19 protein-coding genes, 1 tRNA gene and 1 pseudogene are annotated in these 24,539 nt (G+C 67.1%); 9 read left to right on the forward strand and 12 right to left on the reverse strand.

Features of this window, described 5'->3' with window-relative positions; all coding sequences use genetic code 11:
* Window position 1: 1 nt before the first annotated feature.
* From rlmN to rpsT, 7 genes are all read right to left on the reverse strand, one after another.
* Window positions 2–1,072, reverse strand: coding sequence for a 23S rRNA (adenine(2503)-C(2))-methyltransferase RlmN (rlmN, locus tag H6G16_RS08965; RefSeq protein WP_277874991.1), 1,071 nt, complete (start codon window positions 1,070–1,072; stop codon window positions 2–4).
* Window positions 1,069–1,242, reverse strand: coding sequence for a chlorophyll a/b-binding protein (locus tag H6G16_RS08970; protein ID WP_190389967.1), 174 nt, complete (start codon window positions 1,240–1,242; stop codon window positions 1,069–1,071). The genes rlmN and H6G16_RS08970 overlap by 4 nt, the downstream gene beginning before the upstream one ends.
* Window positions 1,243–1,247: 5 nt before the next feature.
* Entirely contained in the window at window positions 1,248–5,351 is a 4,104-nt protein-coding gene (locus H6G16_RS08975; RefSeq protein WP_190389968.1) for a DNA-directed RNA polymerase subunit beta', read from the reverse strand.
* Window positions 5,352–5,421: 70 nt separating this feature from the next.
* Window positions 5,422–7,326, reverse strand: coding sequence for a DNA-directed RNA polymerase subunit gamma (locus H6G16_RS08980; RefSeq protein ID WP_190389969.1), 1,905 nt, complete (start codon window positions 7,324–7,326; stop codon window positions 5,422–5,424).
* Window positions 7,327–7,390: 64 nt separating this feature from the next.
* The gene (rpoB, locus tag H6G16_RS08985; protein WP_190389970.1) at window positions 7,391–10,681 is read right to left on the reverse strand and encodes a DNA-directed RNA polymerase subunit beta; all 3,291 of its coding nucleotides are present in this window, start codon (window positions 10,679–10,681) and stop codon (window positions 7,391–7,393) included.
* A 212-nt stretch (window positions 10,682–10,893) separates the two neighbouring features.
* Window positions 10,894–11,694 (reverse strand): TatD family hydrolase, encoded by an 801-nt coding sequence (locus H6G16_RS08990; protein ID WP_190389971.1) that lies wholly within the window; start codon window positions 11,692–11,694, stop codon window positions 10,894–10,896.
* Window positions 11,695–11,726: 32 nt separating this feature from the next.
* Window positions 11,727–12,035, reverse strand: coding sequence for a 30S ribosomal protein S20 (gene rpsT, locus H6G16_RS08995; protein ID WP_190389972.1), 309 nt, complete (start codon window positions 12,033–12,035; stop codon window positions 11,727–11,729).
* Window positions 12,036–12,223: 188 nt separating this feature from the next.
* On the opposite strand from rpsT, the gene hisD reads away from it, so the two are divergent.
* Both hisD and H6G16_RS09005 read left to right on the forward strand, forming a co-directional pair.
* Window positions 12,224–13,516 (forward strand): histidinol dehydrogenase, encoded by a 1,293-nt coding sequence (gene hisD, locus H6G16_RS09000; RefSeq protein WP_190390007.1) that lies wholly within the window; start codon window positions 12,224–12,226, stop codon window positions 13,514–13,516.
* Window positions 13,517–13,537: 21 nt separating this feature from the next.
* Window positions 13,538–13,981 carry a secondary thiamine-phosphate synthase enzyme YjbQ gene (locus tag H6G16_RS09005; RefSeq protein ID WP_190389973.1) on the forward strand — a complete coding sequence of 148 codons (444 nt, stop codon included), beginning with the start codon at window positions 13,538–13,540 and terminating at the stop codon, window positions 13,979–13,981.
* A gap of 22 nt (window positions 13,982–14,003) precedes the next feature.
* On the opposite strand, the gene rpiA is transcribed toward H6G16_RS09005, so the two are convergent.
* The 3 genes from rpiA to H6G16_RS09020 are packed head-to-tail and all read right to left on the reverse strand — an operon-like array spanning window position 14,004 to window position 16,683.
* Entirely contained in the window at window positions 14,004–14,717 is a 714-nt protein-coding gene (gene rpiA, locus H6G16_RS09010; protein WP_190389974.1) for a ribose-5-phosphate isomerase RpiA, read from the reverse strand.
* Window positions 14,718–14,753: 36 nt separating this feature from the next.
* A complete protein-coding gene (locus H6G16_RS09015) occupies window positions 14,754–15,899 on the reverse strand; it encodes a trypsin-like peptidase domain-containing protein (protein ID WP_190389975.1) in 1,146 nt (381 codons plus the stop codon).
* 25 nt (window positions 15,900–15,924) lie between these two features.
* Complete coding sequence (locus H6G16_RS09020) at window positions 15,925–16,683, reverse strand: metallophosphoesterase (protein ID WP_190389976.1); 759 nt, start codon at window positions 16,681–16,683, stop codon at window positions 15,925–15,927.
* Window positions 16,684–16,717: 34 nt separating this feature from the next.
* Here H6G16_RS09020 and H6G16_RS09025 point away from each other — a divergent pair, with 34 nt between their 5' ends.
* The 6 genes from H6G16_RS09025 (at window position 16,718) to H6G16_RS09050 (ending at window position 23,596) form a co-directional block, all read left to right on the forward strand.
* Window positions 16,718–16,987, forward strand: a complete 270-nt coding sequence (locus tag H6G16_RS09025; RefSeq protein ID WP_190389977.1) for a hypothetical protein — start codon at window positions 16,718–16,720, stop codon at window positions 16,985–16,987.
* Window positions 16,988–17,142: 155 nt separating this feature from the next.
* Window positions 17,143–17,616 carry a ribosome maturation factor RimP gene (gene rimP / locus H6G16_RS09030; protein ID WP_190389978.1) on the forward strand — a complete coding sequence of 158 codons (474 nt, stop codon included), beginning with the start codon at window positions 17,143–17,145 and terminating at the stop codon, window positions 17,614–17,616.
* Window positions 17,617–17,648: 32 nt separating this feature from the next.
* Window positions 17,649–19,055 carry a transcription termination factor NusA gene (nusA, locus tag H6G16_RS09035; RefSeq protein ID WP_242036309.1) on the forward strand — a complete coding sequence of 469 codons (1,407 nt, stop codon included), beginning with the start codon at window positions 17,649–17,651 and terminating at the stop codon, window positions 19,053–19,055.
* Window positions 19,052–19,330 carry a DUF448 domain-containing protein gene (locus tag H6G16_RS09040; protein WP_190389979.1) on the forward strand — a complete coding sequence of 93 codons (279 nt, stop codon included), beginning with the start codon at window positions 19,052–19,054 and terminating at the stop codon, window positions 19,328–19,330. The genes nusA and H6G16_RS09040 overlap by 4 nt, the downstream gene beginning before the upstream one ends.
* Before the next feature lie 106 nt (window positions 19,331–19,436).
* A complete protein-coding gene (infB, locus tag H6G16_RS09045) occupies window positions 19,437–22,730 on the forward strand; it encodes a translation initiation factor IF-2 (RefSeq protein WP_190389980.1) in 3,294 nt (1,097 codons plus the stop codon).
* A gap of 5 nt (window positions 22,731–22,735) precedes the next feature.
* Complete coding sequence (locus tag H6G16_RS09050) at window positions 22,736–23,596, forward strand: low-complexity tail membrane protein (protein WP_190389981.1); 861 nt, start codon at window positions 22,736–22,738, stop codon at window positions 23,594–23,596.
* Here H6G16_RS09050 and H6G16_RS09055 read toward each other — a convergent pair.
* Entirely contained in the window at window positions 23,513–23,782 is a 270-nt protein-coding gene (locus H6G16_RS09055; RefSeq protein WP_190389982.1) for a DUF3493 domain-containing protein, read from the reverse strand. The genes H6G16_RS09050 and H6G16_RS09055 overlap by 84 nt on opposite strands.
* A 35-nt stretch (window positions 23,783–23,817) precedes the next feature.
* On the opposite strand from H6G16_RS09055, the gene H6G16_RS09060 reads away from it, so the two are divergent.
* Window positions 23,818–23,889, forward strand: a tRNA-Thr gene (locus H6G16_RS09060).
* A gap of 437 nt (window positions 23,890–24,326) precedes the next feature.
* Here the strand turns inward: H6G16_RS09060 and H6G16_RS09065 are convergent.
* Window positions 24,327–24,539, reverse strand: a pseudogene (locus H6G16_RS09065) (photosystem II q(b) protein); the annotation flags it as partial.

The raw sequence follows: 24,539 nt of genomic DNA on the forward strand, positions 1-24,539 counted from the left end.
ATCAGGCCGGCTCCAGGCTCCCCTCCAGTCGCCGCCGCAGCTGGCCACAGGCCGCATCCGCATCCAGGCCGCGACTGGCGCGCACACTCACGGCCACATGGCGCTCCTGCAGGGCACGGCGAAAGGCCTCCACGGCGCCCGGGGCGGGCCGTTGGAACTCCTCCTCGGCGATGGGGTTGTAGGCGATCAGGTTCACGTGACTCTGGAAACCGCGCAGCAGCTGGGCCAAGGCGACGGCATGGCGGGGCTGGTCATTGAGGCCCCCCAGCAGGATGTACTCAAAGCTGACGCGGCGGCCGGTGAGGGCCACGTAGCGGCGGCAATCGTCGAGCAACGCCTCCAACGGGTAGGCATGGGCGGTGGGGATCAGCTCTTCGCGCAACCGCTGATCCGGCGCGTGCAGGCTCACGGCCAGGGTGAACTGGGCCCGTCCCAGCCGCTCCAGAGACCGCTCCGCCAGGGTGGGCAGGGTTTTGGGCACCCCGACGGTGCTCACCGTGATCTGGCGCTGGGCCATGCCCAGATCCGTGCAGAGGCAGTCGATGGCCGCGAGCACGGCCTCGATGTTGAGCAGCGGTTCACCCATGCCCATGAACACCACGTGGCTGGGGCGCTGGTCCATCGCCTCCCGCACGCTCAGCACCTGATCGACGATCTCGTGCACCGCCAGGGAGCGCTGCAGGCCGCCCTTGCCGGTGGCGCAGAACCGACAGGCCATGGGGCAGCCCACCTGGCTGCTCACACAGACCGTGAGCCGCCCTTCGGCCGGGATGCCAACGGTTTCGATGCTGAGGCCATCGTGGGTGCCCAGCAGCAATTTGGTGGTGCCATCGCGAGCCACACTGCGGTGCAGCTCCCGCGACCGTCCGATCCAATCCGTGGCGCCCGACGGCGGTTGGGCCAGGAGTTGGTCGCGGAAGGCCTTCGGCAGCACCGACACGGCCTCGATGTTGCGGGCCCCCTTGGCGTAGAGCCAGTCGTGAAGCTGGCGGCCGCGGAAGGCGGCCTGGCCCCGGGCCACAGCCCACTGCTCCAAGGCTGGCATGCCCAGCCCCAACAGGGGCGTGCTCAAGGCCAGATCAAGAGGCCGTGGCCCAGCTTCCATTCCACCGCCACAAGGGCAATGAACCCGAGCATGGCCAAGCGGCCATTGAACAGTTCCGTGTGGGTGTGGAAGCCGTAGCGGGGCAGCCGGCGTTGGGGAACCGGCGTGTTGAGGCTGGTGCGGGTGGGGTTAGCCATGGTGATCACTCATCGGTGAGCAGGCCTTCCTCCTGCAGGCCCTCCAGGGCCGCAGGATCGGCGATCAGCTCCTCCTCCAGTCCCTCATCCAGGGTGGGGCGGGTGAACGCTGCCAGCCCGCTCGCGCTGGCCTCGATGCCATGGCGGCTGCGGGTGGCCTCCAGGTCGGCATCGGATGGGTCGTCGAGCACCGCCATCGATGCGGCCGGAGCCGGCATCTCCACGGTGTAGTCAGGACGCAGGTTCTGCATGCGGCGATAGCCCATGCCGTCTTCCTCGAGAATGTCCGGATGGGGGCCGGCTTCGGCCCGAAGCTCCTCTTCGAAGCCACTGAACCCGGTACCGGCTGGAATCAGGCGGCCGATGATCACGTTCTCCTTGAGGCCGCGCAGCCAGTCGCTCTTGCCCTCGATGGCCGCCTCGGTGAGCACCCGGGTGGTCTCCTGGAAGGAGGCCGCCGAGATGAAGCTGTCGGTGTTGAGTGAGGCCTTGGTGATGCCCAGCAGCACCGGCGTGAACTCAGCGGGGGCGCCGCCGGTGATCGCCATGGCACTGTTCACCTGCTCCACCTGACGCAGCTCGATCAGCTCCCCGGGCAGCAGGGTGGTGTCGCCGGCATCCTCGATCCGCACCTTGCTGGTCATCTGGCGCACGATCACCTCGATGTGCTTGTCGCTGATCGAGACGCCCTGGCTCTTGTAGACGTTCTGCACCTCGGTGACCATCCGGAACTGCAGCTTGGAGATCGCCTCCTGAGCCGCCTCCATGGTGGGCTTGCGGCTGCGCAGATCCTCGAAGAAACACTCCAGCAGCTCGTGGGGGTTGATCGGTCCGTCGGTGAGCGACTCACCGGCGCTGACCTGCTGGCCATCGCTCACCATCACGTTGCGGCCGAGCAGGATCGGGTACTCGGTGATGGCGTCGTCGTGCTCGATCACCGAAACCGTGATCGAGTCGTCGTCGTCGCCCTGCTTGATCTGCACCGTGCCGCTCTTGCGGCAGAGGATCGTGGATTCCCGCGGACGGCGGGCTTCCAGGAGTTCCTCAATCCGGGGCAGACCCTGCACGATGTCGCCCGTCTTCTGGCGTTCAAACACCAGCAGGGCCAGGCCATCTCCGCGTTGCACCAGCTCGCCATCGCGCACGTGCAGCACCGAGTCGGGCGACACCATGTAGGGGCGGCCGAGGCGGATGGTGATCGTGTTGCCCTTGATCGCCTCCACCTGACCACAACAGGGGGCCACGACCCCGTTAGCCAGCTGGTCACCGTCGACGATGCGCTGGTCCACGGCAACCTCGGGTTTGGCCGAGCCCAAATCAATGGTGCGGGTGTCGCCATCGCGCTCCACGATCAGACGGCGAATCGGTTCGCCATCCACCAGATCGGGGAGCTGGACGACGCCGTCCTCCTTGCAGAGGATCTGGGTGGTGGCCACCACGTCGCCGCGCTTCACCGCGGCCCCATCCTCCACCTGCAAATCGGTGTGGGTGGAGCCATGGCTGGCGTCCGAGAGGGTGTCCCGACGCACCAACAGGGTCTCCAGGATCGTGAGCTGCAGGCGCTCGATCGTCTTGGCCCGCTTGTCGGAGACGGCCTCCACATCCACCGTCATCTGGGGGGTGGTGTCAAAGGTTTCCAGGATCAGCTGGGTGCGCAGCAACTCCACGCCATCGACGCTCTTGATCAGTTCACCGTCCTTGAAGGCCAGGCGCTGGGTGGCCTTGAGCCCGAGGGACGGACCACCGCTCTGCTTGACCGTCCCCAGTTCGGGCAGGTGGGCCGCATCGGGAATGGCGTACTCCTCCACCGGGCGCAGCAACAGGGCACCACCCTCAGGGGTCTCCACGGCTTCAACGAAAACCATCGCCTCAGCCTTGAGGCCCTTGGCGATCTCCTCGCCCGGGGTCACCATCTTGCCGTCCGCAAACTTGGCGAGGGTCTTGCTGTCCGACACCAGGTGCAGCGTTCCCGAGCGCACGATGATTTCCCGGAGAATGTCGTTCTTCTGGGTCACCGTGACGATGCCGGCGGTCTGGCTGAAGATGTCCTTCACCACTTCGGTGCCGGCCTCGATCCACTGGCCGTCCTCGATCATCAACAGGGAGATGTCCTTGTTGATCTCGTGGGTTTCCTGGGGGATCCAGAGCAGGGTTCCGCCCTTGCTCACCTCGTAGCCGTTCTTGGCACTGCGGGCCTTCTTGATCGACAGGCCGGGAGCAAATTTGACGGTACCCCCGGTTTTGGTACGGAAGCGGTCGTCGGCGAGCTCGGCGATCACCTCGCCATTGGCGATCTTGCTGCCGGGAGCCGTGTTGAGGCGGTAGCGGATGTTGTCCTTGCCCTCCAGGTGCCAGATCTCACCGGAGTGGGTGGATTCGCCCACCAGCTTGCAGTCCTTGAGGGTGAGGCTGGCGGTGACGATCTGCACTTCGCGGGAGTCACCGGCGCTTTCACGCAGACGAACGGCGCCGCCGTACTCGCTCACCAGACGGCTTTCAGCCAGCACCTCACCGGTGGTGACGGCCTTGTTGCCCTCCACCACGGGCAGGGCATTGGGGGGCAGGTTGTAGACATCGCCGCTGAACACCCACATCCGGCCCAGACGTTGGGCCTTGAGGGTGATGTTGCCCTGACGGTCGGTGACCTCCTTGGGCTGGATCGCATCCTCGTAGCGCACCTGGCCGGCCAGGTCGCAGATCACATCCTTGGTGGCCTTCTCAACGCTCTTCTTGACGGTCACGCCCGCCGCAATCTGGGCCAGGATCGTGTCCCCGGGCACCGTGTCACCGTCGGCCACGAACAGGATCGAGCCGTTGACGATGTCGAGTTTCTGAAGCTTGCCCTTGCCGCTGGGTTTGACCGTCAGGGAGAAGTCGGTTTCAGCGAGCTGGGCCTCCACGCCGTGGGGGGTCCGGAAGGAACGGACCCGGGCCTTGGCACCGAATTCGACCGTGCCATCCACCAGGGAACGCACCACGCCGGTCTCGGCCGTGGACACACCACCGGTGTGGAAGGTCCGCATGGTGAGCTGGGTTCCGGGCTCACCGATGGACTGGGCTGCAACGATGCCCACCGCTTCGCCCAGGTCGACGAGCTGGTTGTGGGCCAGGGCCCAGCCGTAGCACTTGCGGCACACCGAGCGGGAGGCCTCGCAGGTGAGCGGTGAGCGCACCTTCACGGTTTTGACGCCACCGGCTTCAATCCGGCGCGACAGGGGCTCATCGATTTCGCCGTCCCGGTCCACCAGGGTTTCGCCGTCTTCCGCCACCACGGGCTCAGCGGCGAGACGGCCGATCAACTTGCTGCCGAACTTGCCCTTCTCATCCGCATCGATCGGGATGCTGCGGGTGGTGCCGCAATCGTCCTCGCGCACGATCACGTCCTGGGCCACGTCCACCAGACGGCGGGTGAGATAGCCGGAGTCAGCGGTGCGCAGGGCGGTGTCCACCAGACCCTTGCGGGCGCCGTAGGACGAAATCACGTATTCGGTGACCGTCAGCCCCTCACGGAAGTTGGTGCGAATCGGCAGGTCGATGATTTCCCCTTGGGGGTTGGCCATCAGGCCGCGCATGCCCACCAGCTGGCGCACCTGGGACATGTTGCCCCGGGCGCCGGAGTTGGCCATCATCCACACCGAATTGAGTGGATCGTTCTCGTTGAAGTTGCGGCGCACGGCCGCCACGAGACGCTCGTTGGTTTCGGTCCAGGTGTCGATCACCTTGGTGTGACGCTCCACCTCGGTGATCTCGCCGAGGCGATAGCGCTCTTCGGTCTGGGTGATCTGCTCCTCAGCTTCCGCCAACAGGGCAGCCTTGTCGCCCGGAATCCGCAGATCGTCGACTGAGATCGAGACGGCGGCCTGGGTGGCGTAGTGGAAGCCCAGGTCCTTCAGCTCATCGGCCATGGAGGCCGTGGCGGCGGTGCCGTGGTGCTTGTAGGCCCAGGCCACCAGGTTGCGCAGGGCCTTCTTGTCGATCACGCGGTTGCGGAACGGCGGGGCCTGCTTGCTCAGGGCATGGCTCACCGGAGCCGCGGTTTCAACGACGGCAGCCTCGGCAGCCTTCTTGGCGCTCTTCTTGCTGGTTTTCTTGGCGGGGGTGGCGGTCATGGCTGCGCGCGGGAAAAAGACGAAAGAGAAGGGAAAAACGGAAACCCGGACCCTGGATCCGGAACGGCCGTCAGGTCGCAGCCACGGCGTCGATGATGGTGTGGTTGATCACCACCCGGCCCACGGTGGTGAGCAGGTAGCGGCTGATCAAGGCGCCATCCTCATCAAAGCGGTCGCGGCGGTAGAGCCACTGCTCAATGCGGGTGCCATCGCTGAGGGTTTCTTCCTTCTGGGGCTGCTTGTCCTCGTCGTCGCTCTCCACCTCACCGTTGAAGCGAACCCACACCCAGTCGTGCAAGACGAGGTGCTTCTCTTCGAAGGCGTCGATGACGTCGTCGAGGTTGGCGAAGGTCTTGGCGCGATCGCCGAATTCGGGCTTCACCGCACCGGGCTCCTCCGCCGTCAGGTAGTAAGCCCCGAGCACCATGTCCTGGGACGGGGTGATGATCGGCTCGCCGGTGGCCGGAGAAAGGATGTTGTTGCTGGCCAGCATCAGCATGCGGGCCTCGGTCTGGGCCTCGATCGCCAGGGGCACGTGCACGGCCATCTGGTCACCGTCGAAGTCGGCGTTGAAGGCGGGGCACACCAGCGGATGCAGCTGGATGGCGCGGCCATCCACCAGCTTCGGCTCAAAGGCCTGAATGCCAAGGCGGTGCAGCGTCGGCGCCCGGTTCAGCAGGATGGGGTGTCCTTCGATCACCTCCTGCAACACCTGCATCACCTCATCGTCGGCCCGCTGAATCAGCTTCTTGGCGGCCTTGATGTTGTTGACGATGTTCTGACGGATTAGGCGGTGGATCACGAACGGCTGGAACAGCTCGATCGCCATCTCCTTGGGCAGACCGCACTGGTGCATCTTGAGTTTCGGACCCACCACGATCACGGAACGACCGGAGTAGTCGACCCGCTTGCCGAGCAGGTTCTGACGGAAGCGACCCTGCTTGCCCTCAATGATGTCGCTGAGCGACTTGAGCGCCCGATTGTTGGCGCCCACCACGGTGCGGCCGCGGCGGCCGTTGTCGATCAGGGCGTCGACGGCCTCCTGCAGCATCCGCTTTTCGTTGCGGACGATGATTTCGGGAGCCAGGATCTCCTGCAGCCGGGCCAACCGGTTGTTCCGGTTGATCACCCGGCGGTAGAGGTCGTTGAGGTCGGAGGTGGCAAAGCGGCCACCGTCGAGCTGCACCATCGGGCGCAGATCGGGGGGAATCACCGGGATCACATCCAGCACCATCCACTCGGGACGGGCGCCGGTGGCGATGAAGTTGTCAATCACCCGCAGGCGCTTGATCAGCTTGGCCCGCTTCTGGCCCTTACTGGCGGCAATCTCCTCCCGCAGCTGTTCGGCGGTTTCGTTGAGCTCGAGATCTTCGAGAAGCTGCTTCAGGGCCTCGGCACCGATGCCCACCACGGGCTCGTTCTCGATGTCGGAATCTTCGGCGTAGATCTGGTCTTCGATCTCCAGCCACTCGTCTTCGGTGAGCAGCTGCTTGTAGGTGAGGTCTTTGTGGTCGCCCGCATCGAGCACCACATAGCAGTTGAAGTAGACGATCTGCTCCACATCCCGCAGGGGCATGTCGAGCAGGATCGCCACATAGCTGGGAATCCCCTTCAGATACCAGACGTGGGAAACGGGGGCCGCCAGCTTGATGAAGCCCATGCGGTGCCGGCGCACCCTGCTCTCCGTCACCTCCACGCCGCAACGCTCGCAGACAATGCCGCGGTGACGCACCCGCTTGTACTTGCCGCAGTGGCACTCCCAGTCTTTCGACGGACCGAAGATCTTCTCGCAGAACAGCCCGTCCATCTCGGGCTTGAGGGTGCGGTAGTTGATGGTTTCGGGCTTGGTCACCTCACCCACCACCTGTCCGTTGGGCAGCGTGCGCTGCCCCCACTGCATGATCCGCTCGGGCGAGGCCAGCGTGATCTTGACGTAGTCGAAGTGGTTTTCGGTGCGGAGATTGCTGTTAGACATCGGGATTGGGGCGCGCGGAGATCCAGAAGGAAGGGCTAGTCAGCGGGGTGCTGCAAACAAGCAATCAGTCGTCGTCGTAATCCGCGACGCCGAGGGATTCGTAGGTGGGGCGGCTGGGGGTGCTGCGGCGAGGATTGACGTCCTGCATCAGATCCACTTCCTCACCCGCGTCGGTGTAGACGGCGATGTCGAGGCCCAGCGACTGGAGCTCGCGCATCAGCACCTTGAACGACTCGGGGGTACCCGGACGGGGGATCGGCTTGCCCTTGACGATGGCGTTGAGCGCCTCGTTGCGGCCCTGCATGTCGTCGGACTTGACGGTGAGCAGTTCCTGCAGGGTGTAGGCGGCGCCATAGGCCTCGAGAGCCCACACCTCCATCTCACCCAGACGCTGGCCGCCCTGTTGGGCCTTGCCGCCCAGGGGCTGCTGGGTGACCAGGGAGTAGGGGCCGGTGGAGCGGGCGTGGATCTTGTCGTCCACCAGGTGAACCAGCTTGAGGATGTGGGCGTAGCCCACCGTGACGGGCTGATCGAACGGCTCGCCGCTGCGGCCATCGATCAGTTGGATCTTGCCAGGGTTCTCCGGGTCGTAGACCCAGTCCTTGCCGGGCAGGTTCGCCGCCTCTTCGAGGTAGGCCTGCACCGTCTGCTTGCTCTTCTCGGCGCCGTGCATCTCATCGAAGGGCACCACCTTGACGCGGCAGCCCAGGTGGGAGGAGGCCCAGCCCATCAGGCACTCGAACACCTGGCCCACGTTCATGCGGCTCGGCACACCCAGGGGGTTGAGCACGATGTCGATCGGGGTGCCATCGGGCAAGTAGGGCATGTCCTGCTGGGGCAGGATCCGGCTGATGATGCCCTTGTTGCCGTGGCGACCGGCCATCTTGTCGCCGACCTGGATCTTGCGGCGCTGGGCCACATAGACCCGCACCACCATGTTCGCGCCCGGCGGCAGCTCGTCGCCCTGCTCGCGGGTGTAGATGCGAACGTCCACGACGCGGCCCCGCTCGGTGCTGGGCACCCGCAAGGAGTTGTCGCGCACATCGCGGGCCTTCTCGCCGAAGATCGCGCGCAGCAACTTCTCCTCGGGGGGTTGGTCGGATTCCCCCTTCGGGGTCACCTTGCCCACCAGGATGTCGCCGCTCTCCACATAGGCACCGATCCGGATGATGCCCATCTCGTCGAGGTGGCCCAAGCTCTCTTCGGCCACGTTCGGGATTTCCCGCGTGATCTCCTCAGGACCGAGCTTGGTCTGGCGGGCCTCAATCTCGTACTTCTCGATGTGCACCGAGGTGTAGAGATCGTCGTGGACAAGCCGATCGCTCAACAGGATGGCGTCCTCGTAGTTGTAGCCCTCCCAGGGCATGTAGGCGATCAGGACGTTCTGACCAAGGGCGATCTCGCCACCCTCACAGGCCGAACCATCGGCCAACACCTGACCGGCGATCACCGGATCGCCCTGGCGGACGATCGGACGCTGGTTGAGGCAGGTGTCCTGGTTGGAGCGCTGGTACTTCTGCAGGTGGTGCACGTGGTCGGTGCCCTGCTCATCGCGGATCACGATGGCGGTGGCATCCACGAAGGTGACCGTGCCGTTGACCCGGGTGATGGGCACCATGCCGGAGTCGCGGGCGACCTGGGTTTCCAGGCCCGTACCCACCAGCGGGCGCTCAGGGCGCAGCAGGGGGACGGCCTGGCGCTGCATGTTGGAGCCCATCAGGGCCCGGTTGGCGTCGTCGTGCTCGAGGAAGGGGATCAGGGAGGTGGCGACCGAGATCACCTGAACCGGTGAGAGCTGGACGTAATCCACCTGCTCTGGCGGCACCTTCTCAAAGTCCTGGCGGTAGCGCACCGGCACCAGCTCGGCGGTGATCCGGCCCTCGGCGTCGGTGGGCACGTCGCCCGGCGCCACGCGGCACTCGTCCTCCAGGTCGGCGGACAGATAGATGGGATCGCCACTCTTGTGGACGATGCCGTTTTCCACCTTCCAGAACGGGGTTTCAATGAAGCCGTACTCGTTCACCCGCGCGTGGGTGGCGAGCGAACCGATCAGGCCGGCGTTCGGCCCCTCCGGGGTTTCGATCGGGCAGATGCGGCCGTAGTGGGAGGGGTGGATGTCACGCACCGCAAAGCCGGCGCGCTCGCGGGTGAGGCCCCCTGGGCCCAGGGCGCTGATGCGGCGCTTGTGGGTGAGCTCGGCCAGGGGATTGGTCTGGTCCATGAACTGGCTCAGCTGGCTGGAGCCGAAGAACTCCTTGATCGCCGCCACTAGGGGCTTGGGGTTCACCAGCTGGGCGGGGGTGAGGCTCTCGGTCTCCCCAACCGTCATCCGCTCCTTGATGATCCGCTCGAGGCGGTTCAAACCCACACGCACCTGGTTCTGCAGCAGTTCGCCCACGGAGCGAACGCGGCGGTTGCCCAGGTGGTCGATGTCATCGAGGCAAGCCCCGCCCACATCGAGTTCAAGGTTGATCAGGTAATCGATCGTGCTGAGCACGTCCTCGGGGGTGAGGGTGCGTACCGCATCGGGAATCGTGAGGCGCAGCTTCTTGTTGATCTTGTAGCGACCCACCCGGCCCAGGTCGTAGCGCTTGGGATCGAAGAAACGACTGTGCAGCAGGGTCTGACCACCGCTCACCGAGGGGGGTTCACCCGGACGCAACTTCTTGTAGAGCTCGAGCAGGGCCTGGTCTTCCGAGGAGATGCCCTCGTCGTTGGCCGCTTCGATCGACTTCTGGTAGTACTCCGGGTGCCGCAGCTTGTCGAGCACGTCGTTGTCCGACAGGCCGATGGCCCGCATCAACACGTGGGCGTTGATCTTGCGGGTTTTGTCGACCCGCACATGCAGCAGGTCGTTCTTGTCGGTTTCAAACTTCAGCCAGGCGCCCCGGTTGGGAATCAGGCTGGCGTTAAAGGTTTTACGGCCGTTCTTGTCCTGCTCATCCTTGAAATAGACACCGGGCGACCGCACGATCTGGTTGACGATCACCCGCTCCGCACCGTTGATGATGAAGGTGCCGCGCTCGGTCATCAGGGGCAGTTCGCCGATGAACACCTCCTGCTCCTTGATCTCGCCGGTCTCCTTGTTGACCAGGCGGCAGGTGACGTACATCTGGGACGCAAAGGTCGCATCGCGACGCTTTGCCTCTTCCACATCGTGACGGGGACGCTTAAGCCGGTACTCGCTTCCAATGAAGTGGAGTTCGAGCTTGCCGGTGTAGTCGGTGATCGGCGAGAAGCTCTCGAGCTCCTCGATCAGGCCCTTCTCCAGGAACCATTTGAAGCTCGCGCGCTGCACCTCCACCAAATCGGGCAGGTAAGTGGCGGTCTTGGCGACCTGGATCGCGCTGCTCATGCGGTGAACCTGCAGGAACGGGTGGACGTGAACTGGCTGGTGGGGCAGCCCTGGTTGGGCGCCGCCGCTGACTGAGCGACCCGCAGCCGCCCACACGAACGGCCGCCCCCCGGATGGGGAACGGCCGCCCATGGGGGCTCGCTTAACGGGGTTGCTTCAAGACTGCAGGCGTCGACAACAAGGAGCGCTTCCGCTTCCAGGCCAATGAAACATCATACATTGTGAAGTGGCAGGCAGAACAGGCGAGCCGCATTGGAAGTGCTGGTAAGGGCCACCTGCGTGAGCGTTTCCCCACGCAGCTCGGCCACCCGCGCCGCCACCGAGGCCACGAAGGCCGGTTCGTTGCGCTTGCCCCGCCTGGGCACGGGCGCCAGGAAGGGACAGTCGGTTTCCACCAGGTAGCGATCTGCGGGCACCTGCCGGGCACAGGCATGGGTGGCCTCGGCCTTGGGGAAGGTGACGGTGCCGCTGAAGCTGATGTAAAATCCCAGCTCGAGGAAGGCGTCCATCTCCTCGGGTGTGCCTCCCCAGCAGTGCATCACACCCGCCGGACAGGAGCCCCGCTCGGCCCGCTGACGCAACAGGGCCAGCATGGGATCGGCCGCATCGCGGCAGTGCACGATCACCGGCAGATTGAGCTCGACAGCCAGGTCGAGCTGGGGTTCAAGCATGGCCACCTGCTGCTCGAGGTTGCTATCCCGGAAGAGGTCGAGCCCCAATTCCCCAATCGCCACCACCCGGGCATCGTCCTGGGCGGCCTGGCGCAGCACCGCGGCGGTGTCGTCGCGCCAGTGCTGGGTGTCCAGGGGATGGACCCCTACGGAGTAGCGCAGCTCGGGGAAGCGGTCAGCCAGGGCCCGAATGGCCGGGATCTCGGCCGGCTCCACACAGGCGTGCACCAAGGCTTGAACTCCCGCCTCCCGCCAGCGCTGGGACACGGCATCCAGATCGTCGTCGAAGTTGCGGAAGACGATGTGGCAGTGGCTGTCGACCAGGACTGGACTTGCGGCCATGGCGCTTGGGGCTCAGGCCCGGGCAGGGCGAATCAGGCCTTGGCCGCAACGGCGGGTTCAATCGCCTTCTTGACCGCAGCACTCAGACGGGATTTCTGATTGGCGCCGGTGTTGCGGTGCAGCACACCCACCTTGACGGCCTTGTCGATCTTGCTGAAGGCCGCGTTCAGGGTGTCCTGAACAGCGGTTTTGGCCCCTTCATCGGGCTGCTGGCCGTAGGCGGTGCAAGCCGTGAAGCAGCGCTTCATCAGGGTGCGCAGCGCCGACTTGTAAGTGCGGTTGCGGAGGCGGTTGCGCTCAGCAACATCAATGCGCTTCTTCGACGACTTGTTATTGGCCACAGGCGGACGGACGCTGGTTCGGCAGTCGAGAATCCTACCTTCAGGCCCTCCGCCGTGTCCTGCGCCCTGTCCTGGCGGTGCCCGGAGCCAGCGGCGCCCTAGTTTGACCACCCCCGCCAGCGTGCTGTTCCGTGGTCGCCCCGTCTCCCGCCCTGTCGATCGCCAGCCTGCGGGATCCCAGCGGTGGCATGGGCAAGGGCGGGATCCAGGAGGGGCCCAGCCCGGCTGCCCAGCGCCTCGCCGCCATCGCCGGGCGCACCAGCGGCGGCCGCATGAAGGAGGAGATGGCCCGGGTGGAGGCGATCCTGACCCAGGTGCAGGAGCAGGGCGATCGGGCCCTGCTGGACCTCAGCGAACGCTTCGACGGCATCCGGCCCGACCCCCTGCGCATCCCCCCCGAACGCCTGGCTGCGGCCTGGGAAGCCACCCCTGCGGCCCTGAAGGACGCCCTGGCCCTGGCCCATCAACGGATCCTGGCCTTCCACGAGCAGCAGCGCCCCGCCGACCTGGCCGTGACCGGCCCCCATGGAGAGCGGCTCGGTCGCCGCTGGCGCCCCGTGGAGCGGGCGGGCCTGTACGTGCCGGGGGGCAGGGCCTCCTACCCCAGCACGGTGTTGATGAACGCCGTGCCGGCACGGGTGGCCGGGGTGGGACGGCTGGTGATGGTCACGCCCCCCGGCCCCGGGGGCGAACCGAATGCCACGGTGCTGGCCGCCGCCCACCTGGCCGGGGTGGAAGAGGTGTATCGCGTCGGGGGCGCCCAGGCGATCGGAGCCCTGGCCTATGGCACCGAAACCATTCCGGCGGTGGATGTGATCAGCGGCCCGGGCAACCTCTACGTGACCCTGGCCAAAAAGGCGGTGTACGGCCGGGTGGCGATCGATTCATTGGCCGGCCCCAGCGAAGTGCTGGTGATCGCCGACCACACGGCCCGGGCCGACCAGGTGGCCGCCGACCTGCTGGCCCAGGCCGAGCACGATCCCCTGGCCGCCGCCATCCTGCTCACCACCAGTGAAGCGCTGGCGGCCGCGGTGCCGGCGGCCCTGGAAGCCCAGCTGCAGGGCCACCCCAGGGCCGAGATCACCCGCACCGCCCTCAACGACTGGGGGCTGATCGTGGTGTGCGACAACCTCACCCAGGCGGCGCGCCTCAGCGACTGCTTCGCCCCCGAACACCTGGAGCTGCTGGTGGAAGACCCGGAGAGCCTGGCCGAGCAGATCCAACACGCTGGCGCCATCTTCCTGGGCCCCTACTCGCCGGAGGCCGTGGGTGACTACCTGGCGGGCCCCAACCACACCCTGCCCACCTCCGGGACGGCGCGGTTTGCCGGGGCCCTCAGCGTGGAGACCTTCCTGCGCCACACCAGCCTGATTCAGTTCAACCAGAAGGCCCTGGAGGCCACTGGAGCGGCGGTGATCACCCTGGCGGAAAGCGAGGGTCTGCACAGCCACGCCGAATCGGTGCGGCGCCGGCTGAACTGAGATGGGGGAGCTGGGCTCGCCATGGTGACGTTTCACTCCACCCGGCTGGAACGCACCACCACGGCCAGCTTCAGCTGCCACGACATCAGTGGCGAACTGCAGGCCTTCGTGGAGGCCACCGGGATCCGCAACGGCCTACTGGTGGCCGCAGGCCAGCACACCACCACCGCCCTGGTGGTGAACGAGGCCGAGGAGCGGCTGCTGGGCGACATCGAGCGCCACTTCCTGGCCCTGACGCCCCCCGACCGGGCCTACGCCCACAACGACCTGCACTTGCGGCCGAACATTCCCGCCGATGAGCCGCGCAACGCCCATGCCCACCTGATCGCCCTCAAGCTGGGCAACCACCTCACCCTGCCGGTCGTGGACGGCAGCCTGGGCCTGGGCCGCTACCAGGCCGTGCTGCTGGTGGAGCTGGATGGCCCCCGTCAGCGCCAGGTGCTGCTGCAACTCTGCGGCGTCTGAGGGGGAGGGGAGCTCGCCCCCCTCAGCGCTTGACCAGATCCCGCACCCGGGGCTCGCCATCAACGATCTCGCCCACCAGCACCTGGTCGGTGATGTTCACGAACAGACCGTTCTCCAACACCCCCGGCAGGTTGTTGATCGCCGCCTCCAGGCCAGCCGGATCGCTGATGCCACCGGCGAATTTCACATCCAGCACGAGATTGCCCTGGTCGGTCACCACCGGGCCCGCCTTTTTCACCGCCATGCGCAGCTGGGCATCGCCGCCCATGGCGGCGAGCTCGGCCTGAACCTGCCGCCAGGCGCCGGGCAGCACCTCCACCGGCAGCAGAAACCCGAGGTTGAGGGTGTCCACCAGCTTGGTGGAATCCACCACCACCACGAAGCGCTGGGCGCGGCGCGCCACCAGCTTTTCCTGCACGTGGCAGGCGCCGCCGCCCTTGATCAGCTGGAAGGAGGGGTCCACCTCGTCGGCGCCGTCGATGGCCAGATCGATCCGCTCGATGGCGTTGAGGCTCTTGAGGGGGATGCCCAGTTCGGCCGCCAGCACCTCGCCCTGGAAGGAGGTGGTGACGCCCACCACATCGGTGAGCTCACCGCTGCGGAGCTTGGCCCCCAGGGCCTGAATCATCAGGGCGGCCGTGGAGCCGGAGCCCAGCCCCACCACCATGCCGCTCTTGATCTGCTCGGTGGCGGCGGTGGCCACCGCCTGCTTCATCCGGTCCTGCAGATCCGACATCCATCACTCCTGAACGGGCCGCGACCGTAGCAGCGCTCAGCCGGAGTGGGGCAAGGCCGCCGGCTTGATCGTGAGGTTGAGTTCCCGCTGGCCGCGAACCACCGTGAGCGGCAGGGGCTGGCCCACGGTGCTGTGTTCGACCCGCTCCAGCAGGCTGGCCGGATCGGGCACGGGCTGATCCGCCACGCCCACCACCAGGTCGCCGCGGCGCAGGCCCGCCGATTCGGCCGGGCTTTCAGGCAGCACCCGTTGCACGAGCGCTCCATCGCGCTCCGGCAGCTGCAGCAGGGCATCGGGGTCCCGGTTGTTGTCGCGGGCCCGGCGGGCCGTGAGGGGCACCAGCTGCAGTCCGAGGTAGGGGTGCACCACCTGGCCACCGCTGCTGAGCTGGCTGGCCACCCCGCGGGCCAGGTTGATCGGGATCGCAAAACCCAGACCCGCTCCAGGTCCAGACCGCACCAGGGTGTTGATGCCGATCACCTCACCGCTGGCATTGATCAGGGGGCCGCCGGAATTGCCGGGGTTGATGGCCGCATCGGTCTGGATCAGATCCAGGCGCTTGTCGGAGAAACCCAGGCTGTTGATGTTGCGATGCAGGCTCGACACGATGCCCAGGGTCACCGTGCGCTCCAGCCCGTAGGGGCTGCCCATGGCGATCGCCCAATCGCCCACCTCCAGGGCTTCGGAATCACCCAGGGGTGCGGCGCGCAGGTCCCGGGAGCCGGAGATCTTGACCACGGCCAGATCGGTGACCGAATCGGCCCCCACCACCGCCCCATCCACCTGGCGGCCATCGGCCAGGGTCACCTCCACGCTGTCCACCTGGTCGACCACATGGGCATTGGTGAGCACCAGACCCTTGCCGGCATCAATCACCACGCCGGAGCCCTGGCCCCGTTCGCGCATGCTGCCCGACGGGTCGCCAAACAGCTCACGCAGGAAGGGATCCAGCAGGGCTGGATCAAAGGGTTGGCGGGCCACATCCCGCTCGGTGTCGATCCGCACCACCGCCGGTGCCACCGCCCGGGCCGCCTCGGCCACGAAGCTGTGGGAGGTGCTGGCCGGGACGGATCCCGGGGCCACTTCCAGGGCAAGGGCCGCTGCTCCAAAGGGTCCGGGCCCGGCGCCAAACCCAAGCAGCAGCGCCAGCAGGGGAACCAGCAGCGTCGACAGCAGGGTCATGGGGCCGGTCAGGTTGATGCAGAGGCTAGGGACACCTCCAGCGCAGCAGGGTGTGGTGCAACCCGCCCGCGCCATTCAGCTCCAGCAGGCGCCCCCCCGGATCGTCGGGCCTTCCCAAGGGGCAGGGCTGCACCGGGCCGAAGCCACAGAGGGTGGAGGGACAGCCCAGCACCGGCACCTCGGGCCGGCCTGGCAACGGCCCTTGCCAGTGCTGATGGACGTGGCCAAAGAGCACCGCCTGGAGCTGGGGTTGGGGAACCAACAGCTCCAGCAGGGCCGATCCGTCCCGCAGGCCAATCGCATCGAAGCGGGGATCACCGATCGCCACGGGCGGGTGATGCACCGCCACCACCAGGGGAAGGCGGCTGGGGCCCTCCAACTGCTCCGCCAGCCAGGCCAACTGGCGCGCCCCCAGCCAGCCCTCCACGCAGGCGGCCCGGTGGCTGTTCAGCAGCAGCAGGCGCACCCCGGCGATCACCAGCGCCGCCGGCGCCAGCACGGCCTGGCGCCCCAGGGCGGCACGCAGGCGCTGGGGGTGGTCATGGTTGCCGGCCAGCAGGGCCACGGGCGTCGGCCAAGCGGCGAGGCGGTCGCGCAGCAGGGCATACCCCGCCCAGCTTTCGTCCTGGCAGAGGTCGCCGCTGATCAGCAGCAGATCCGGCCGCGGGGCCTGGATCAAGGCCTGCTGCAGGGCCCGATCCAGACAGGCCCAGGGCTGACGGCCCCGGAAGCGGCCCTCCGGATCGGCCAGCAGGTGGGGATCACTCAGCTGAAGCAGGCGCATCCGCCTAAATTGACCCTTGAACGCTCAGTCGGCCATGGCAGCAATTCCCCCCGGCTCGCGTCAGCGCTGCAGCCTGTGTCAGGTGGAGATCCAGGGCATGGCCGGCGGCAACGACCTAGTGCACTTCAGCCAGGGGGCCCCGGGCACCCGCGCCAAGTTGTGGGCCCGGGTGTGTCAGTACCTGCGCACCGACGAACAGAAGGCCCAGTGCCTCAACCAGGACCCCAGCCTGCGCGGCACCGTGCAGCCCAGTGATTTCTTCGCCGAGGCTCCGGTGATCGAGATGCCTCCCCTGGGCGGCTAGGGGTCTGGAACCGACCATCCCCTAGGGTGATGGCTTGCCCGGCGGGCAATCCCTGATGCACGTTTCAGCCCCAGGCTGAGCCGTCGTGCCTCCCAGGGCAGTTTTTCCAGACTGCAACAGCCGGCGGGCCGCCTGCCCCCCGCTCCCCTGCAGCATTGCCCCACCCCCTTCAGCCCGACCTGGAGCGCCTGGCCCAAGCGGCCGTGACGCAAGCCGGCTTCGCGCTGAAGGGGGTGAACCTGTTCACCCATCGCATTCCGATGACGGTGCAGGTGCTGGTGCAGCGGGCCGATGGCAGCGACATCAGCCTCGACGAGTGCGCCTCCCTGAGTGCGCCGCTCGGCGAGGCGATCGAAGCGGCCGAGCTGCTCGGCGATGCCTATGTTCTGGAGGTCAGCAGCCCTGGCGTTAGCGACGACCTGCACGACGACCGGGACTTCCGCAGCTTCCGCGGATTCCCGGTTGACGTGCACTATCGCGACGGCAAGGGCCTTGATGTGCGGCGCGAAGGGCTCCTGCTGGAGCGCGATGCGACGGATGTGCACCTGAACATCCGCGGCCGCACCCAGCGCATCCCCCGGGACGCGGTGATCAGCGTCCGTCTGGTCACCCCGACCCAGCCCTCCTGACCGCCCCCTTGACCATTTCTCACCCCTGATCCATGGCCCTGGTTCTGCTCCCCGGTCTGAACAACCTGATCGAGGACATCAGCGAAGAGAAGAAGTTGCCGCCTGCCGTCGTGGAGGCCGCCCTGCGGGAAGCCCTCCTGAAGGGCTACGAGCGCTATCGCCGCACCCTCTACCTGGGGATCAGCGAAGACCCCTTCGAGGAGGACTATTTCTCCAACTTTGACGTGGGCCTCGACCTCGAGGAGGAGGGCTACCGGGTGCTGGCCTCGAAGATCATCGTCGAAGAGGTGGAGAGCGAAGACCACCAGATCGCCCTGGCTGAAGTGCAGCAGGTGGCGGATGACGCCCAGATCGGCGACACCGTGGTGCTGGATGTCACCCCGGAGAAAGACGATTTCGGCCGCATGGCCGCCGCCACCACCAAGCAGGTGTTGGCCCAAAAGCTGCGCGACCAGCAGCGGCGCATGATCCAGGAGGAATTCGCCGACCTGGAAGATCCCGTGCTCACCGCCCGGGTGATTCGCTTCGAGCGCCAGAGCGTGATCATGGCGGTGAGCAGCGGCCTCGGCCGCCCCGAGGTGGAGGCCGAACTGCCCCGCCGCGACCAGCTGCCCAACGACAACTACCGCGCCAACGCCACCTTCAAGGTGTTCCTCAAGGAGGTGAGCGAGGTGCCCCGGCGCGGGCCCCAGTTGTTCGTGAGCCGTTCCAACGCCGGCCTGGTGGTGTACCTGTTCGAAAACGAAGTGCCCGAGATCCAGGAGGGCTCGGTGCGGATCGTGGCCGTGGCCCGGGAAGCCAATCCCCCCTCCCGCTCGGTGGGCCCGCGCACCAAGGTGGCCGTCGACTCGGTGGAACGGGAAGTCGACCCCGTCGGCGCCTGCATCGGCGCCCGGGGCTCCCGCATTCAGCAGGTGGTGAACGAACTGCGCGGCGAGAAGATCGACGTGATCCGCTGGTCCCCCGACCCGGGCCAGTACATCGCCAACTCGCTCAGCCCGGCCCGGGTGGAGATGGTCCGCCTGGTGGATCCCGAAGGCCAACATGCCCACGTCCTGGTTCCCTCCGACCAGCTCAGCCTGGCCATCGGCCGGGAGGGGCAGAACGTGCGTCTGGCCGCCCGGCTCACCGGCTGGAAGATCGACATCAAGAACGCCAGTGAATACGACCAGGCCTCCGAAGATGCGGTGGTGTCCGAGCTGATCGCCCAGCGACAGGAAGAGGAGGCGCTGCAGGCGGAGGCCGAAGCGCGCCTGGAGATCGAACAGGCCGCCCGCGCTGAGGAGGATGCCCGACTGCGGGAGCTCTACCCCCTGCCGGAGGATGAGGAGGGCTATTACGAGGACAATGGTGAGGTGACCACAGAAGACAGCACCGAAGACACCGCAGAAGCTCCGGCTGATGGGCCGGCGGGCGATGACGAGGACGGGGCCCGGTGAGTCGCCGGCCCGTGCTTCGGCGCTGCGTGGCCTGCCGGGAGCTGCTGGATCGCCAGCAGCTCTGGCGGGTCATCCGGCTGGCCGAAGGGGGAATCGGGTTGGATCAGGGCATGGGCCGTTCGGCCTACCTCTGCCCCAGCCAGGTGTGTCTGGACGAGGCGAAACGACGCAAGCGTCTGCAGCGGGCCCTGCGTTGCCAGGTTGCAGATTCCATCGTCGAAGCCCTGGAAAGGCGCCTGACATCGGGCGCTGATCTCGCCTCTGAGGCAAGATGAACATTGGCCGCAGAGCGCGTGCGGCCTGGTGTGCCCCTCGGCCCCGCTTGGCGGCCCCTGGGCCCCGACCCGGCGGCCCCTTGGGCCCCGACCCATGGAGACCTGAATGACCAGCAGCGGCAAAGTCAGAATTTATGAGCTGTCCCGGGATCTAGGCCTGGAGAACAAGGACGTGCTCGATGCCGCCGAGAAGCTGGGGGTTGCGGCCAAGAGCCACAGCAGCTCGATCAGCGACGACGAAGCGTCCCGCATCCGCTCCTTGATTGAAACCGGCAGCAACGGCAGCCCAGCGGCCGCTCCAGCCGCCCCGACAGCCCCACCCAAGGCCATTCTCTCCGTGAAAAAGGCTGGAGCCGGCGAGGCCCCCCACCCCAGCGCCCCGGCTCCCGCCGCCGCCAAGCCGGCGACCGCTCCGGTGGCGATGAAGCCTGCGGCGCCGGCGGCGCCGGCCAAACCCGTGATGCCCCCAGCCCGCCCGGTGGCGGCCACGCCGAGCAAGCCAGCCGTGGTGGCCAAGCCCGCGTTGGCCAGCAAACCACCGGTGCCCAGCAAGCCCGCTCCGCCCGCCAAACCGGCCGCTGCGGTGCCCGGCAAACCCGCCCCTGCGCCGAGCAAGCCGGCCGCGACACCGAACAAGCCCGCTGCGGTTCCCGCCAAACCGGTGGTGATCGCCTCCAAACCGGCACGCCCCGTCACCCCAACCCCAGCCAGGCCGGCGACCCCAGCCCCCGCACCCACCAGCCGCAAGCCGGAGCTGCCGGTGCGACCTGCCCCCAGCAAGCCCCAGTTGGTGGGCCGCCCCACCAGTCCCGGTGCCGGGAGCACCAGCAGCCGGCCCGCCCCCCCGGCGGGCCGCGCCCCCTTGAGCCAGCGACCCGCCCCACCCCAGCGGCCCGGAGCTCCCGCCCCCACCAGGCCCGGCCAGCCCGGAGCCCGTCAGCCTGGAGCGCCGGGACGGCCTGGACCCACCCCACTGGAGCTGGTGGGCAAGCCGATCCGCCGTGACACCGCCGGCCCCGGTACTCCCGGAGCCCCCGGTCGTCCCGCTGCCCCCGGCCGCCCCGGCATGCCCGCGGGCATGCGCAAGCCGATGGCCCCTGGCGAGCTGATGCAGCTGCAGAAGCCCTCCGGGCGGCCCACCGCGCCGCCACCTCGCCGCCCCGGGGATCGCACCGAAGCAGGAGGACCCGGCGGCGGCGCCGGAGCCCCCGACCTGGTGCGCCCCAGCGCCACCCCCCCGGCAGCCCCAAGACGCCCGGGCTTCCGGGCTCCCACACCCGCCGGTGCGGCCGGCCGGCCCCGCCGCCCGGACTGGGACGACAGCGCCAAGCTGGAAGCCCTGCGCAGCCGCACGCCGCAGAAGCAGCGCACCAAGGTGCACATCATCGGCGAAAACGATGATGCCCTCACCGCCGAAACCGGTGGTTATGCCGGCGAGCAGGAAGCCTTTGTGCTGCAGGCCAGCCTGGCCCGCCCCGCCAAGCCCCGCGCTGCCGCCGCTCCCGCCGCCAAGCCGATGGCGGCGATGCGCAAGCGCAAGAAGGAAACCACCCGTCAGCGCCAGCGGCGCCGGGCCATGGAGCTGCGGGCTTCCCGCGAGGCCAAGGCCGTTCGGCCCGAAATGCTGATCGTGCCGGAGGGCAACCTCACGGTGCAGGAGCTGGCCGAAAAACTCGGCGTGGAAAGCTCCGAGATCATCAAGAGCCTGTTCTTCAAGGGGATCATCGCCACGGTCACCCAGAGCCTCGATCTCTCCACGATCGAAGCGGTGGCCGAGGAATTTGGCGTGCCAGTGCTCGAAGACGACGTCGAGGAAGCTGCCGCCAAGACGGTGGAGATGATCGAGGCCAGCGACCTGGCCCACCTGATCCGTCGTCCTCCAGTGGTGACCGTGATGGGCCACGTCGACCACGGCAAGACCAGCCTGCTGGACGCCATCCGCAAAACCCGGGTGGCCGCCGGCGAGGCCGGGGGCATCACCCAGCACATCGGTGCCTACCAGGTGGAGATCCCCCACGCCGGCGAGCAGCGCAAGATCACCTTCCTCGACACCCCGGGCCACGAGGCCTTCACCGCCATGCGGGCTCGGGGCACCAAGGTCACCGACGTGGCCGTGCTGGTGGTGGCCGCCGATGACGGCGTGCGCCCCCAGACCTTGGAGGCCATCAGCCACGCCCGGGCCGCCAAGGTGCCGATCGTGGTGGCGATCAACAAGATCGACAAGGAAGGCGCCTCACCGGATCGGGTCAAGCAGGAGCTCTCGGGCCTCGAGCTGGTGGCCGAAGACTGGGGTGGCGACACCGTGATGGTCCCGGTGAGCGCCATCAAGGGCGAAAACGTGGACAAGCTGCTGGAGATGATCCTCCTGGTGACGGAGGTCGAAGACCTCCAGGCCAACCCGGATCGGATGGCCCGCGGCACCGTGATCGAAGCCCACCTCGACAAGGCCAAGGGTCCGGTGGCCACCTTGCTGGTGCAGAACGGCACCCTGCGCGCTGGCGATGTGCTGGCCGCAGGTCCGGTGCTGGGCAAGGTGCGCGCCATGGTGGATGACAGCGGCAAGCGCGTGAAGGAAGCCGGCCCCTCCTACGCCGTTGAGGCGCTCGGCTTCAGCGAAGTGCCCACCGCCGGCGACGAATTCGAGGTCTATCCCGACGAGAAGACCGCCCGCTCGGTGGTGGGTGACCGGGCCAACGAGGCCCGTGCCACCCGCCTGGCCCAGCAGATGGCCTCGCGCCGGGTCTCCCTGGCCTCGATGTCCGGCCAGGCCAGCGAGGGCGAGCTCAAGGAGCTCAACCTGATCCTCAAGGCCGATGTGCAGGGCAGCGTGGAAGCCATCCTCGGCTCCCTCGAGCAACTGCCCCAGGGCGAGGTGCAGGTGCGGGTGCTGCTCTCGGCTCCGGGCGAGATCACGGAAACCGACGTCGACCTGGCCGCCGCCTCCGGGGCGGTGATCGTGGGCTTCAACACCTCCATGGCTCCCGGCGCCAAGCGCGCCGCCGATGCCACGGGTGTGGATGTGCGCGACTACGACGTCATCTACAAACTGCTTGAAGACATCCAGCTCGCCATGGAAGGCCTGCTGGAGCCCGAGCTGGTGGAAGAACCTCTGGGCGAGGCCGAGGTGCGGGCCGTATTCACCATCGGCCGCAGTGCGGTGGCCGGGTGCTACGTCACCACCGGCAAATTGCAGCGCAACTGCAAGGTGCGCGTCTGGCGGGGCAAGGACAAGGTGTTCGAGGGCGACCTCGACTCCCTGCGCCGCAACAAGGACGACGTCAAGGAAGTGGCCACCGGCTTCGAGTGCGGCATCGGCACCGACCGCTACACCGGCTGGCAGGAAGGGGATCGGGTGGAGGCCTTCAAGCTGGTCACCCAGCGCCGCACCCTCAGCACCTGAGTCCCGTGACCCCTCGCAGCGAGCCCCTGCTCTGGCTCCAGCTGATGGCCATCGGTGCCATTCCGCTGGAGCTGCTGGGGCTGCTGCTCCTGCTGGCCGGAGCCGACCCTGGACCCTTGCCCGGCCTGGAGCGCCTGCTGGCCTGGGCCATTGGCGCCCTGGGCCCCGCCATCCTGCTCTGGAAGCGCCCAGCCGACGTCTTTTCCCTCCTGGTGGTCCAGGTGCCCCTGCGGGCACGCAGCGAAGCCCAACGCACGCTGTCGGCCCTGCAAAGCCCCCTGCCGCTGAAGCTGGCCATGGTGGGTGGCGCAGCCGCCCTGCTGCCCCTGTTCTGGTGGATGGATCAGCACGCCGCCCTGGCGGCCTCCCTCTCGCCCCTGGCGGCGAGTCCCCGCCTGGTTGGCCTGCTGCTGGCCTGCCCCCTGTTGGCCCTGATCCTGTGGCAGTGGCAACAGCTCGGCCAAACCCTCGCCCTGCTGCGCCTCCGCCCGGAGGCCATGGCGTCCGCAACTCCCCTGACGGCCAGCCAACTGGAGAGCCAACGCCTCAGCCTGGGCCTGCCCCTGCTGCTGCTCAGCCCCCTGCAGATCCAGCAACCGGAACCAGTCCGGCCTGAGCCTGAACGGATCGCCGAACCGGAACTGGTACCCGAGCCTGAACTGGAACCAGAGATCACCCCCACCAGCCTGCAGCAGTCCTCGGCGGAGGAGGAGCCGTCCTCCATGGAAGCCCCAACGCTGGAGCCAAACGCGATCGGCACGGAAACGTCAGTCAAGGAAACGTCAGTCGCCGACCCGGTTGCGATCGAGCCAGAGGAGACTGCCGAAGAGCCCGAGGGCGCCCAGCTGGATCAGGAGATCCCCTGAGGCCACTTCAGCCCCGCTGGCCGATCGCATGGCCATCGTGGCCAGCCCCACCGCTCCGGAAGCCGCCAGGGCCAGCCACAGCCCTCGACGCAAGCCACGCCACGGCGTGCGGGCTTCCTGCAACAGGCGCGCCTTCAGAGCGGGATCAATCGATTCACGCTTGGATCCCTTCACCACACACCCCATCAAGGCCGACCCCTGAATGCTAATTTCATCGGGATGCCGGTGTAGCTCAGTGGTAGAGCAACTGATTCGTAATCAGTAGGTCGTCGGTTCAAATCCGATCTCCGGCTTAAGAACACAAACCCAACCCCCAATCATCAGCCTCCAATCCTGCTGAATCGGGGACTTTCATCTGGACATCGGCCGATCTGCCAACTGGGCAACGGCCACAGACCGTTGACGCCAAGGCTGACGGGAGGATCCAACCAACTCGATCAACAACAGGTACTTCAGGGAGGCATTGATCCAGCCAAGTCCCATGCTCGAGTTGGTCGGAATCTCACAAAAGAGAATCGTTGATGGCCCTGGCAGAACCAGAAGGCGACAGATCTTTTCCTCGCGGATAGCGTGATTTCAAGAAGCCACCCCATTGTTCAACACAGTGGGAATTCGCAGGCAACGGGGGCAGCGCGAGTCGGGCCCAAGCTCATGCCCAGCCAACAAAAAGCCCCCTCTTGCGAGGGGGCCTGGGGGATTCCGTTTGGCTTGTTCAGCCGTAGCTGATCAATCAGCCGATGGCGGGGGCAGTCAGAGCCACGGGGGTGGCTTCTGCTGCGGCCAGGTCGAGCGGGAAGTTGTGAGCGTTGCGCTCGTGCATCACTTCCATGCCCAGGCCTGCACGGTTCAGCACGTCCGCCCAGGTGTTCACCACACGGCCTTGGCCGTCGAGGATCGACTGGTTGAAGTTGAAACCGTTCAGGTTGAAGGCCATCGTGCTCAC

This window comes from Cyanobium sp. FACHB-13342 (assembly GCF_014697415.1).
Lineage (GTDB): Bacteria > Cyanobacteriota > Cyanobacteriia > PCC-6307 > Cyanobiaceae > Cyanobium_A.